The sequence below is a fragment of the Chryseobacterium sp. HNCC26DJ239 genome (assembly GCF_057180445.1).
In genome coordinates this window covers 84,443-97,674 of record NZ_JBXUGJ010000004.1, presented here as the reverse complement: position 1 = coordinate 97,674, position 13,232 = coordinate 84,443, and the positions used below count along the sequence as shown (strand labels likewise).

The window sequence follows — 13,232 nt, the reverse complement described above, 5'->3', positions numbered from 1 at the left end:
GGAACCGTTTTTTGTTAATTTATTTTAGGAATTTATTATTGTCCTTGGTTTAAAACACCTCCGGAATTTTCGCTTTGAGAAGTTCCTTTTATCATATTTGGGTCTTCTTTTGCCAATTTGTTTTTCGTCGGAATTTTATAGTTTACGGTAACACCAAAACTTCTGCTGTCGAATTTACTTGAAGTAAATACACCTCCATCTGCAGATTGAGAAATCAAAACACTCTTATTTTGGTTGAAAATATCTCTCGCATACAAAGAAAGGTTGAGTCTGTCGCTCATAAATTTTTTAGAAACAGTAAGGTCGAAAGCATTATTTAGAGGTTTTTCAATTTGAAAATAGTAAAAATTACCTTTTGGTGTAAGAATACTGTAGTTGGCTTGTAATCTTATGTCTTTTGGTAAAATAAATTGCCCCATAATGTTGTAAACCCAAAATCCTTTTGTTTTCACATCGGGCATTACCTGTTTTTGGTAACCCATATAAATGTAAAGTAGGTTCATTTTGTCTGGATTTACATTAAATTTCATCAATTCGCTGAATGGCGTATTGAAAAGCATAAACGGAATCGGTAATCCTACATTGAAATTGTGTGTTCTTAAACTATTGATTTGAACCTGTTGGTTTCTAATTAAATTATTTTCCCTTGTCATTCGCTGTACAATCTGGTTATTTACCCAGCTTGTGTTGTAGCCAATAAATGCATAATCGAAAGCGCTAATTTTGAATTCTGCGTTGTCATAAATAGTTGGTTGAAGATTTGGGTTTCCGTTGGATGTTACCACACTTGTAATTAAAGTCGTGTTGTTTGGGTTCAAAACAGAAACACTCGGAAGCGTAATTTTTTTGTTATAGTTTAAATTAACAAAAAGTTGCTTCATAAGATTGTACTGAATGCTTGCATTCGGGAATATCTTAAATTTTTTAAACGGAATTAAATCATTTTGTACCAATTGCCCTTGCTCATTCAAGGTTTTTGTGATGCCTGTAATATCGTAGTTTTCGGCTCTTGCACCAGCAATGAAATCAAACTTTTTTAGTTTTGCTTGAAATTCTAAATATCCCGCAAAAGTTTGTCTCGTGTAATCTAAATTGGTAATGCCACGATTTAATGTCTCAAAATTTTGTTGGTCGTACAAACCTCCAAAACTCATTTTTCCTTCATCTAAAATTTTTAAAGGTTGCGAATAATCTACTTTAAAATTATAAAGGTTGAAGTTTGAAGAGTTTTCAAGCGCATAAAACAGAAAATTGTCTGCGTTTCTTTGTTTAAATTCAGAATCGCTATTGTTGTACGTAAATTTGAAGTCTAATTTTTTGTTTTTATCATCAAATTTTTTCTGATAAGTTGCCGAAACTTCCTGTCGTAAACCTTTAGAATCACTTATATAATTGCTTCTTGTGGTTCCGTTTAGAAAAACATCTGTAATTACATCAGAATCATTGTTGTTGTGGCTTACATCGTAGTTTAGCAATAATCTGTCTTTGCCCAGTTCTACGGTGAAAGCAGAGTTTACATAGTATGTTCTTCCTACAGAATTGGAATGGTTTTGCGTTAAAACATCAAACTGAGAATCAGACATGCTTTCTCTGTAGTACTGTCCTAAATTTACCTGCCAAGAAAACCATTTGTTTCTAGAGTTTAAAGCAATTGAATTATTGAATCTGCTTCTGTATTTATCATAATTAGAAAAACGATATCCGCCGTTATAAACCGCTGTGAGATAATTTTTGGCCGTTTTGCTTGTAATAATATTTAAAATTGCACCACCAGAAGTTGCAGGGAATTCTGCACCGGGTTGTGTAATAATTTCAATTCTTTCTACCGAACTTGCGGGCATTCCTTCCAGAAAAGCATTCAATTCATTGCTTGAAATATTGAGTGGTCTTCCATCCATATAAACATCAAGAAGTTTCCCTTGATACATCATTCCCGCCATTTCAGAAGCGATAAGTCCGGGAAGTTTTTTTACGCCCTCCATTACAGAGCCGTTGTTTAGGTGTGGTTGTTCAGAAAAATCAAAAATGGTACGGTCGGCCTTCTGCTCAATCGCTTTTTTGGTTTTATTAATGGTAACTTCCTGAATTTTGTTTTCTTTGGTTTCGTTTTTTTTGTCCTGTTCTTGTGCAAAAATTACTATTGGGCTGCACAGTAAAACAGAAAGAAATAATGTGTGTTTTCTCATATCCCAATTAGACAATCAAGTTTTAGGATTGTTACATAAAGTGTTTTTTTTATCTCACGTATTTAAGATTTTTTGTAATTTTTTTTAGCTTTAATAGCTTTGTATTATATTGAATAATATTTATTTATGATTTTTCTCCAAGCTGTTATAAAGTCATGATTTTTTATTCTCTAATGAATAATTGTTTGAGGTTTATTACTTAAATTTGAGTAGATAATTTTAAAAAATACATTATGAAACATTTATTATTCTTAGTTGCCTTACTCGGTTCAATTGTGGTAAACGCTCAAAGCGGTTGGATTAAAGTGGGAGAAAAAATGGTTGGGTTTAAAAGCGATACCGATAAAATAACTTTGGTAGGAAACGAAAGAGACATCAATAAAGTGAAAATTAAGTGTACACAAGGAACTCTACAATTGAAGAGCGTAAATATTGTAATGGACAATGGTAAATCTAAAAGATACGACGCAAAAGCTGGAGGTATTCTTACCAACGGAATGTCTTCTTCAGCGTATGATGTTCCAGATAAAAACGATAAGGTGAAATATGTTGAATTTCAGTACGATACCAAAGGGATGGTTGGTGTTACTAAAAGGTCTAAAATTGAAATTTTAGGAAAAAAAGATTAATGAATTAATTAATTGATATAAAAAACCCCAACAAAAAAATCTGTTGGGGCTTTTTTATTGTTGAAAGCAATTAATTTGCTTCCATTCTTTTAATTAAGTTTAAGGCAGAACCTGCTTTAAACCAATCAATTTGTTGTTCGTTGTAAGTATGGTTTGTCTTTACGATGTCTTTTGTGCTATCGTTATGAACAAATTCTAAAGTCAACTGTTTTCCAGGTGCAAATTGGTCTAGGTCTAGGAAATTCACCACATCATCTTCACGAATTTTATCGTAATCAGATTTATCTACAAATGTTAAAGCTAACATTCCCTGCTTTTTCAAATTCGTTTCGTGGATACGAGCGAAAGATTTTACCAAAACCGCTTTCACACCCAAATGTCTTGGTTCCATTGCGGCGTGCTCTCTCGAAGAACCTTCACCGTAATTTTCGTCACCAACAACTATTGAAGGAACTTGCGCCGCTTTATAGGCTCTTTGTACCGCCGGAACTTCGCCGTATTCTCCAGTTAAAAGGTTTTTAACTTTATTGGTTTCCATGTTGTACGCATTTACAGCGCCAATCAACATATTGTTAGAAATGTTATCCAAATGACCTCTGTATTTCAACCAAGGACCCGCCATAGAAATGTGGTCGGTTGTACATTTTCCGAAAGCTTTAATTAAAACGAAAGCTCCATTAATGTTCAATCCGTCCCAAGCTGGGAATTCTTCCAATAATTGAAGTCTGTCTGAAGTCGGACTCACATTTACCACCACAGAAGAACCATCTTCTGCAGGCGCTTGATAGCCATTGTCGTCTACCGCAAAACCTTTTGCTGGTAATTCTGAACCTTTTGGCTCGTCTAATTTTACCTGTTCTCTGGCTTCATTCGTTAAAGTATCTGTAATTGGATTGAAATCTAATCTTCCTGAAATTGCGACTGCAGCCACCATTTCTGGAGAAGCTACGAAAGCGTGTGTATTTGGGTTTCCATCGGCTCTTTTTGCAAAGTTTCTGTTGAATGAGTGAATGATGGAGTTTTTCTCACCTTTTTCTGCTCCTTCTCTGTCCCATTGTCCAATACAAGGTCCGCAAGCGTTGGTGAAAATTCTCGTATTTTCAAATTTTCTGAAAGAATCTAAGAAACCATCTCTTTCCGCCGTAAATTTCACTTGCTCAGAACCAGGGTTGATTCCTAAAATAGCTTTTGGTTTAACACCTTTTGCAACGGCGTCTTCTACGATAGAAGCGGCTCTGGAAAGGTCTTCGTACGATGAATTGGTACAAGAACCGATTAAAGCCCACTCAACTTCTAGAGGCCATCCGTTTGCTTCCGCTTTTGCTCTGAATTCCGCAACTGGAGTCGCCAAATCTGGAGTGAAAGGTCCATTCAAATGTGGAGACAATGTAGAAAGGTCAATTTCGATAACTTGGTCAAAATATTGTTCAGGGTTAGCGTAAACCTCAGCATCACCTGTTAAATGTTCAGCAATTTTATCAGCTGCATCAACAACTTCTTGTCTTCCTGTTGCAGAAAGATATCTTCTCATGGAATCGTCGTAACCAAACGTAGAAGTTGTAGCGCCAATTTCAGCACCCATATTACAGATAGTTCCTTTTCCTGTTGCAGAAAGCGATTGCGCTCCTTCACCAAAATATTCAACGATACAGCCTGTTCCGCCTTTTACCGTAAGGATTCCGGCAACTTTTAAGATAACGTCTTTAGCAGAAGTCCAACCGTTCATTCTTCCGGTTAATTTAACGCCGATTAATTTTGGCATTTTTAGTTCCCAAGCCATTCCTGCCATTACGTCAACAGCATCAGCTCCGCCAACTCCAATCGCAACCATTCCTAATCCACCTGCATTTACGGTGTGAGAGTCGGTTCCAATCATCATTCCACCTGGGAAAGCGTAGTTTTCTAAAACTACTTGGTGAATAATTCCTGCGCCTGGTTTCCAAAATCCGATTCCGTATTTATCACAAACAGAACTCAAGAAATTGAAAACTTCAGAATTTTTATTGATTCCCTCTTGTAAATCTGCTTCTGCACCTACTCTTGCTTGAATTAAGTGGTCGGCGTGTGCGGTTGAAGGAACGGCAACTTTAGATTTTCCGGCTTGCATAAACTGTAGCAAAGCCATTTGCGCAGTTGCATCCTGCATTGCTACTCTGTCTGGTGCGAAGTCTACATAAGAGTTTCCTCTTTCATGCGCTTGTGTAGCATTTCCTTCCCAAAGGTGGGTGTAAAGGATTTTTTCTGAAAGGGTAAGAGGTTTTCCCACGATTTGTCTTGCCGCAGCAATTCTCTCCGGATAACGCTCGTACACTTTTTTAATCATGTCGATGTCGAAAGTCATATCTATTTTAATTTTTCTTTTTGATAAGTTTTTAAAGCTTCAATTAAATTTAAAAAGCAAAAAAATACTTAGATAATTCATCAAATTCTATTCCTACGCTTTACAAAACGGGATAAATATGATGAATCGTTACTATTTTTAATACCTATCAAGTTAAGCAAAAAATAAATTTTGATTCATTGATATAGGATAAAATAATCATAATTACTCTTAAATAGAAACATTCTAAACAAAGTGATTTCATTTGTAAAAAGAAACTTTAAATAAAGGCTGCTATTTGTTTCAAATACATTTTCTTTATCTTCGTAAGTATAGTTTATTAGAACGAAATGTCAAATTCAGATTGTGAAATAATAGGGCAACTAAAAATTTTTGTTAAAAAAAGGTTTGGAAAGCCACTAAATTCCATAAAAAGTTTTGAAGAATTATCTGAAAATACAAATCTCAGTGTTCAGACTTTAAGACGGTTTTTTGGAAAAATAGATAAAAACAAAAAAATTGGATTAACGTCACTTTCATTGCTTTGCAAATATGTTGGTTTTGCTGACTGGCAAGATTTTTCTCTAAATTTTGAAAATCAACAAAATATCTCAGATAAAGACAAAATTTACATAGAAAATATGCTTGTTTTTTTTGAGAATGGAGAACGCTACAACATCGACTATCATCAAAACACGATAGTTGTAGATACGTTGAACGATTATGCTAAAGTTATTTATCATAAAAAGGAAAATCTGCAATTCTTTTATTCTATTTATCAGAAAAATAATTGGTGCTGCGATTATTTTCTTGCATGGTTGCCCAATTATAATTTTTTTGGTCAAGATTGGTTTCGAAAAATTTTAATACATAGAATAAACAATACTGAGAGTATTCTGGTAAAACTTGCTCTCAGTAATTTTTTGTTTTTAGGATCATTTCTTTCAAATGGCAATTGTGAATCTAATCTTGACATTACGACACTTGATAAAATTTTCAAAAAGTATCGTGAAAACTTTCAGTATATGCCGTATCATGAGATGCGATATCATACAATTAAATTGATTTTTGCAAAGAAGAATCATGGTGTTGAAGAATTTGAAAAAATTATAAATCAATATTTCGACGGTCTTGAAAACTCAGGATTACAGGAAATTCATCAACAGGAAATGTTGATTTTCTTCTGTAATAGCCTTTTGTGGCTGGAAGAATATACAGTTGCGTATCAATATTTAAAAAAAGCAAAACCTTTTTTGAAGTCTTTTCCAAAAATCAAAGAGAAAGAAAAAGCTATGCATTTTTTTGGAATTAATATGGCTTTTGTAAAAACAACTTTTGCTTTAGCTTGGGTTGCAAATAAAGATTCTAATACAAATGATTTTGAATTGACAGATTCTGATTTTAATGATATTACGGGTTTGCTTTACAATGATTATATCAAAATAATGTATCTCGCAAAGTGTATCCTTTGTGGAAATGGGGTCGCTAAGAAAAAGTTTCTTTTTCAGGAATTACAACCGCTGGTTGAAGACACAAAATATTCTCAAATATATCGTCTTTTGCAAAATTTGGATTCTGATTTTTCTAAATATTCTGCTTGATTTTCTTTTTCGGATTGGACATGTTTGGACTTTTTTATTTTGTTATATGATTTTATTTTTGAAAGAAAAATTATGATTTTATTTGAAAATACTAAAACTCAAATTTCTCCCTGTATTGTTTCAAAAGTAAGATTTGCGCTAGGTTTAAAAAAAGATGAACCTACAAATAACAAAATTTGTTCAAACGAGTATTGGCATAAAGCAGTAAAGTCTGTTTCAAAACAATATGCAATAAATGATGACACGAAAATTACAAATGCAATAAATTTATTTAGTAAAATAATTAAAAATAGATATTTAGCATCTATAGTTTTTTCCTTAGTGGCTATTAGTTGTAGCAAACAAGAATCAAGTGCTAAGATTGTTAGACAAGGAGAAGTAGAAACAGTTTGTTATTATGAAAAGAAAAAAGCGAGTATGACAATTACTTCCCAAGAAATGGCTGATGGTGAAAAGAAGTTTGGTAATCACACAACTTGGAGTGCGCAATGCTGTAAAGCGGATGATAAATATTATGCAACAGAAGTTTTAGGAGTTCCAGATGAATGGTATGAAGCCGGGAAAGTCTGTAAGTAAATCAATAAAAAATGGAAGACTTCAAAAAGAAATCTTCCATTTTATATTTAAAAAGTCTTTTGACTTTAGTTTAAAATCAATTAATGACCAACCGTTACCAATTCTTTAATAGAAGGTACAAAGGTCGTCAAATCAATTCCTTCAACTGCTGTTTTGTATTCTTCAATACTTGGAATTCTACCGATGATTGCAGACAATACAACAACTGGAGTAGAAGCCAATAAAGATTCTCCTTTTTTACGTTCAGAATCTTCAACCACTCTTCCTTGGAAAAGACGGGTAGAAGTCGCTAAAACAGTATCTCCTTTCTCCGCTTTTTCCTGATTACCCATACAAAGGTTACAACCTGGACGCTCTAGGTACATCATATTTTCATATTGAGTACGAGCTTCGCCTTTCGGAGCAGCATCGTTGAATTCAAAACCTGAATATTTTTCCAGTAATTCCCAGTCACCTTCAGCTTTTAATTCGTCAATGATATTATAAGTAGGAGCAGCAACAACAAGTGGTGCCTGGAATTCTACTTTACCATTTTGTTTTTCAAGGTTTCTTAACATCTGAGAAACGATTTTAAGGTCACCTTTATGAACCATACAAGAACCTACGAAACCAAGGTCAACTTTTTTGTCACCTCCATAATAAGTAAGGTCTCTAATGGTATCGTGCGTATATCTTTTTGAAACATCGTCGTTGTTTACATCTGGATCAGCGATCATTGGTTCAACAATTTGATCAAGATCTACCACTACTTCTGCATAATATTTAGCATTAGCATCTGGAGTAAGAGCAGGTTTTTCACCAGTTCTAATTTCTTCGATTCTCTTGTTTGCTTTGTCAATTAAACCTTGAAGAACTTGGTTTTTATTGTCCATTCCTTTATCAATCATGATTTGGATTCTGCTCTTAGCAATTTCCAAAGATTCGATTAACGTTTCGTCTTGAGAAATACAGATAGAAGCTTTTGCTTTCATTTCTGCAGTCCAGTCTGTGAATGTAAACGCTTGGTCAGCTGGAAGAGTTCCGATGTGAACTTCGATAATTCTACCTTGGAAAACGTTTTCACCATCAAATTGCTTCAACATCTGAGCTTGCGTTGCGTGTACAACATCACGGAAATCCATGTGCTCTTTCATGTTTCCTTTGAAAGTAACTTTTACAGATTCAGGAATTGGCATTGAAGCTTCGCCTGTTGCCAAAGCTAAAGCTACCGTTCCAGAGTCAGCTCCGAAAGCAACCCCTTTAGACATTCTTGTGTGAGAGTCACCACCGATGATGATTGCCCATTCGTCTACCGTAATATCATTAAGAACTTTGTGAATAACGTCTGTCATAGAGTGGTATTCACCTTTCGGGTCACGAGCTGTGATTACTCCGAAATCGTTCATGAATTTCATTAATTTAGGAATGTTGGTCTGCGCTTTTTTGTCCCAAACTGAAGCTGTGTGACATCCTGATTGGTAAGCTCCGTCTACGATTGGAGAAATTACCGTTGCAGCCATAGATTCAAGTTCCTGAGCCGTCATCAAACCTGTTGTATCTTGAGAACCAACGATGTTTACTTCTACTCTTACGTCTGAACCTGCGTGTAAAACTTTTCCTGGTGTAGTTCCTACTGCATTTCTGTTGAAGATCTTTTCAACGGCAGTAAGACCTTGTCCTTCGATAGAAATTTCTTTTGATGGAGCGAAAACTGTTGGAGCGGTAATTCCTAAAGTTTTAGCTGCAAAAGTTTGGATTTTTTTACCAAAAACGATCGCGTAAGAACCTCCTGCTTTGATAAATTCTAACTTTTGAGGAGTAAATGATTTTGAAATATCTTTCAATTCTTTATCTCCGTTGTATAATTTCTTTTCTTTAGTATTGATTGTTAAAACCGTACCTGTTGCTACAGAATACGCTTCTTCTAGAACGATGTCTCCGTTTTCGTTACGAACAGGGTTTCCGTTTTCGTCTGTTTTCTTTACCCAGTTTTGAAGGTCGATTCCGATACCTCCAGTTACATCAACTGTCGTTAAGAAAATTGGAGAAATACCATTTGTTCCTCCTACGATTGGAGCGATATTTACGAAAGGTACGTAAGGACTCGCCTGTTTCCCTGTCCAAAGTGCAACGTTGTTTACACCAGACATACGAGAAGAACCTACTCCCATTGTTCCTTTTTCAGCGATTAACATTACGCTTGCATCTGGATGTTGCGCTTGTAAGGCTTTAATTTCTTCCTGAGCTTGCGGCGTAATCATACATTTACCGTGCAATTCTCTGTCTGAACGAGAGTGCGCTTGGTTTCCTGGAGATAATAAATCGGTTGAGATATCACCTTCACCAGCGATGAAAGTTACGACTTTAATTTCTGTAGGAACTTCTGGTAATTTTGTGAAAAATTCTGCTTGTGCGTAGCTTTCAAGGATTTCTTTTGCGATTGCATTACCTGCTTCGTAAGCGTTTTTCAAACGTGCAGTATCCGCATCATATAAATAAACTTGAGTTTTAAGAACTTTTGCTGCTTCTTGAGCGATTTCGGCGTTGTTTCCTAAAGCTAAATCTAGTAAAACTTCTATTGAAGGACCTCCTTTCATATGAGACAAAAGCTCGAATGCGAAAGCGGGTGTAATTTCTTCAACCACAGATTCTCCAAGGATAATTTCTTTTAAGAATTTAGCCTTTGCACCTGCAGCGCTTGTTGTTCCTGGTAAAGTGTTATAAATGAAAAATTTAAGAGAATCAGCTCGGTATGGGTTGGCTGTATCTTTAATTTGTTCGATGATTGCGCTTAGCAATTCTGCACTGTCAATTGGTTTTGGGTGAAGCCCTTGTGCTTTTCTTTCTTCAATTTCCTGGATGTAATCCTGATAAATATTCATAATAATAGACGTCTTTTCAACTTTATATTAGATATTATACAGCTATTTTAACTGTAAATATTTTTGACGATTAAATTATAAATTTCTTGATAGCCAGTGTTTTCTGTTTTTTTTAGAGTAGAAATTGAAAAAAATATAAAATATTTTGGCATTCATTTTTCTACAACATATAAGAAATCTTCTTTAGATAAAATCTTTACTAAACTATCAATCCTTTAAAAATGTCTCCAAAATTACGAAATTTTACTATTTTTTCAGTTTATCATTATTTAGATTCTTTATAAATATGTGTTTTATAAATTCTATTTTAGTAAATTTGATGAATCAAAAACACCGCGATGAAATCAAGAATTAATTTTAGAATAGCCTTTCTGGCTATAGTTTGCTTTAATGTTGTACCTTTTACACTGGTAAAGTCTCAAAAAAAACAATCTGTTCGTAAGCCTTCGGTAAGTAAAAATGTGGTTCAGAAATCTGTTGCTGATGATGTTTTTCCTAATGATGTTGTGGTTTTAGATAAAGAAGTTCCCGTTCTAATTCCTCAAAAACAAGGAGGGAAGTTTGGCTATGTAAATCAATCTGGTAAGTTTGTAATTCAACCCGATTATCATATTGCGCTTTTTTTTGGCGAAGATTGTAATCTTATATATTCTCCTAATGAAAAAGTTAAAAAATTTGGCGCCAAACATTATGCTACCGTAGATAAAGGAGGTATTTCTTACCGTATAAATATGTCTGGTAAAATTGTGTATACCTACAAACCTGCAGATTTGGGAGTATGTAAATCTCCTTATATTAAAGCAAAATACAGAGCTTATAAATTGAATGGTAAATATGGAGTGATAGATGAGGCAAGATTTGTAAATCCTTCAGATAAAAACCAGTACACTATTTATCCAACGTATGATTATTTATTTGTGATGGAAAGTGACGATCCCTTGAATCCTATGATTATCGTTGCGAAAGATAATTATTTTGGAATTGTTGATATTAAAAACCAAGTCGTAATCCCTTTACAGTATAAAGATATCAAACGAAATTACAGTTGGAAGCTTGGTCATATGTTTGAAGTAACTGATGACGATGCCAATTATTTCTATGTGGATGTCCACAACAAGGCTTATCGTTCTGCCAAATATTAGTTAGTAGGTTATCATAAAAAAAAGGCTGTATTCGCGGGTGCGATACAGCCTTTCTTTGTGAAATTTATTGTTTTATAAACTTCGAGTTTTTAGTTGTTCCTTTATTATCCACGGCTTGTAAAATATAGTTGCCGGTCTCAATTGTTGTTAAGTTTACTTTCTTAATGTCTTTCTGTTCTACGGTTAGTATTTTTTTACCTTCCATATTGTAAATGTTTACTTTAAGAATAGGTGTTTCAGAAACGATATTAAGTTCAGATTTTACTGGGTTAGGATATATCCTAAACTCAGATTTTTTGTTGGTTTCTACCGTTGAAAGATTTGCAAGGTCTTCATATACAAAATCATCCATAAAGATATACTGAATTGCTGTACCGCTGTCATATACTGGTTTGAAAGCAATATAATGATGTCCAAGAGTATTGTTATAACTCGTTAATGGAACTGTAAATTCTGTCCATTGTCCTGCCACAACTGTTGTTTGTGTTAAAGCGGTTGTATTGAACGGAGTAAAAGTGTTCATATCTGTAGGAGAAGCAACAGTACCTATTTCAAAATGCATATTAGCTTCGAATCCAGCGCGCTTGTTCATTTTAAAACGGATTTGCTTATTGTTCGAAATGTCAGAAAACTCTGGCGAAACTAAAACTAAGCTATTTGCTGCGGTATTGGCTTGGAAAAAGAAACGAAGCATAATATTTCCAAAAGGAACTACTGAGAAAGTGCTGCCATAGGTAAAAAGGTCACCTGTTCCAGTGTCGTATGCCGTCCAACAAGGTTTTACCTGTGTTGCATTTACGTTGTCTTCAAAACCAGAAGTAAATCCAGCCGTGTAAATTCCGCATGTAGTTGTTGCAACCAAAGGTCCAATCCAAGCTCCAAAGTTAGTTCCAGAGCATTTTGCTCTTACATAGATGTTGTAATCTGTATCCGATGCAAGAGTATTTGGTGTTGTTGCAGAGTTTGTACTTACTTCTGTCCCGGCGGTTGCAGAAGTTGGTGTTGCACTTCCTGGAGGTAATGCAAGATATTCCCACTTAGTTTCTGAAGAAGCGCTTCCTGTCCAGCTAAAAGACAAAGAATTTGTAGTAGCTCCTGTAGATGTAAGTCCTGAAACTTCCAAACAAGTTGGGATTTGTTCAATACAGATGTTATCAATTCTAAGAGAGTTTAATGTTGCTCCAAAAGTATGTCTAAATGCAATGTACTGATTAGTTCCTGCTGGGATATTCACCGTGTATTTAGTCCAAGTACTTGTAGGATTAATGTTTGAAATCATGCTGTAAGTGCCACTTGCTGAAGGTGTACTGATGGTTCCTACTTCTAAAGTTGCTGATCCGGAAGGTCTGCTCAAGTAGAAACTAATTCTATGGTTTCCATCAGAAAGATTGGGAGTAACGGGAAGAACAGCCATAAAAAGACCAGAAAGAGCTTGGCTGTTGTTCATATTAAAGTACTTATCTGGCGAAGGGGCACTAGAAATCGTTTGCACATTAGCAGTAACAAAAGTATTACCTGTTGTATTAATAATAGTCCAGTCGGATGGAAGATTAGTATTGCTATACGTGTCAAAATTTTCTGAATATTCGCATTGTGCTTGTAAGCTAAAGCTTAGAAGAGCAAATAAAGTGGTAAAAAAGTATTTCATTAGATTTTAAATTTTCACGTTTAGATGAAAGGCTTATTTCGAGGGGTCAAAGGTATAAATGTTTGTTCTTTAAAAACGTAGTTTTGAAGAGTGCATAAAACCTTAAAAGAGATATTTTTAGGCATGAAAAACTCGTATTTCAAATGATAATGAGGTTTTTCGAGGTATTTGTTAGAAGGAATTTAGACTGTCGAATTTCAAGAATTTTGGAATGCTTTCTGAAAAATGACAGATCAAAAAGAGGCTTTAAGCTCCAAATTTTAACCTAT

8 protein-coding genes are annotated in these 13,232 nt (G+C 34.6%); 4 read left to right on the top strand and 4 right to left on the bottom strand.

Going from position 1 to position 13,232, the window contains the following annotated elements; translation table 11 throughout:
* Window positions 1–35: 35 nt before the first annotated feature.
* The gene (locus tag AC2A1D_RS09565) at window positions 36–2,186 is read right to left on the bottom strand and encodes an outer membrane beta-barrel protein (protein ID WP_484043417.1); all 2,151 of its coding nucleotides are present in this window, start codon (window positions 2,184–2,186) and stop codon (window positions 36–38) included.
* Between the two features lie 233 nt (window positions 2,187–2,419).
* Here AC2A1D_RS09565 and AC2A1D_RS09560 point away from each other — a divergent pair, with 233 nt between their 5' ends.
* Window positions 2,420–2,815, top strand: coding sequence for a hypothetical protein (locus tag AC2A1D_RS09560; RefSeq protein ID WP_484043416.1), 396 nt, complete (start codon window positions 2,420–2,422; stop codon window positions 2,813–2,815).
* Window positions 2,816–2,885: 70 nt separating this feature from the next.
* On the opposite strand, the gene AC2A1D_RS09555 is transcribed toward AC2A1D_RS09560, so the two are convergent.
* A complete protein-coding gene (locus tag AC2A1D_RS09555) occupies window positions 2,886–5,156 on the bottom strand; it encodes an aconitate hydratase (RefSeq protein WP_484043415.1) in 2,271 nt (756 codons plus the stop codon).
* A 329-nt stretch (window positions 5,157–5,485) separates the two neighbouring features.
* Between AC2A1D_RS09555 and AC2A1D_RS09550 the strand changes: the two genes are divergently transcribed.
* Together AC2A1D_RS09550 and AC2A1D_RS09545 are read left to right on the top strand one after the other, a co-directional pair.
* The gene (locus tag AC2A1D_RS09550; protein ID WP_484043414.1) at window positions 5,486–6,736 is read left to right on the top strand and encodes a hypothetical protein; all 1,251 of its coding nucleotides are present in this window, start codon (window positions 5,486–5,488) and stop codon (window positions 6,734–6,736) included.
* 72 nt (window positions 6,737–6,808) lie between these two features.
* The gene (locus AC2A1D_RS09545) at window positions 6,809–7,312 is read left to right on the top strand and encodes a hypothetical protein (protein WP_484043413.1); all 504 of its coding nucleotides are present in this window, start codon (window positions 6,809–6,811) and stop codon (window positions 7,310–7,312) included.
* A gap of 80 nt (window positions 7,313–7,392) precedes the next feature.
* Here the strand turns inward: AC2A1D_RS09545 and AC2A1D_RS09540 are convergent, their stop codons facing one another.
* Window positions 7,393–10,173: a bifunctional aconitate hydratase 2/2-methylisocitrate dehydratase gene (locus tag AC2A1D_RS09540; protein ID WP_484043412.1), complete on the bottom strand. Its 2,781-nt coding sequence runs from the start codon at window positions 10,171–10,173 to the stop codon at window positions 7,393–7,395.
* A 338-nt stretch (window positions 10,174–10,511) separates the two neighbouring features.
* Between AC2A1D_RS09540 and AC2A1D_RS09535 the strand changes: the two genes are divergently transcribed.
* Window positions 10,512–11,315 carry a WG repeat-containing protein gene (locus tag AC2A1D_RS09535; RefSeq protein WP_484043411.1) on the top strand — a complete coding sequence of 268 codons (804 nt, stop codon included), beginning with the start codon at window positions 10,512–10,514 and terminating at the stop codon, window positions 11,313–11,315.
* A gap of 64 nt (window positions 11,316–11,379) precedes the next feature.
* Here the strand turns inward: AC2A1D_RS09535 and AC2A1D_RS09530 are convergent, their stop codons facing one another.
* Window positions 11,380–12,963 (bottom strand): choice-of-anchor J domain-containing protein, encoded by a 1,584-nt coding sequence (locus tag AC2A1D_RS09530; RefSeq protein ID WP_484043410.1) that lies wholly within the window; start codon window positions 12,961–12,963, stop codon window positions 11,380–11,382.
* Between the last annotated feature and the right edge of the window lie 269 nt (window positions 12,964–13,232).

Excerpts from the sequence above, each read along its gene's own strand:
- AC2A1D_RS09565 (WP_484043417.1), bottom strand. The coding sequence starts at position 2,186 with ATGAGAAAACACACATTATTTCTTTCTGTTTTACTGTGCAGCCCAATA.
- AC2A1D_RS09560 (WP_484043416.1), top strand. The coding sequence starts at position 2,420 with ATGAAACATTTATTATTCTTAGTTGCCTTACTCGGTTCAATTGTGGTA.
- AC2A1D_RS09555 (WP_484043415.1), bottom strand. The coding sequence starts at position 5,156 with ATGACTTTCGACATCGACATGATTAAAAAAGTGTACGAGCGTTATCCG.
- AC2A1D_RS09550 (WP_484043414.1), top strand. The coding sequence starts at position 5,486 with ATGTCAAATTCAGATTGTGAAATAATAGGGCAACTAAAAATTTTTGTT.
- AC2A1D_RS09545 (WP_484043413.1), top strand. The coding sequence starts at position 6,809 with ATGATTTTATTTGAAAATACTAAAACTCAAATTTCTCCCTGTATTGTT.
- AC2A1D_RS09540 (WP_484043412.1), bottom strand. The coding sequence starts at position 10,173 with ATGAATATTTATCAGGATTACATCCAGGAAATTGAAGAAAGAAAAGCA.
- AC2A1D_RS09535 (WP_484043411.1), top strand. The coding sequence starts at position 10,512 with ATGAAATCAAGAATTAATTTTAGAATAGCCTTTCTGGCTATAGTTTGC.
- AC2A1D_RS09530 (WP_484043410.1), bottom strand. The coding sequence starts at position 12,963 with ATGAAATACTTTTTTACCACTTTATTTGCTCTTCTAAGCTTTAGCTTA.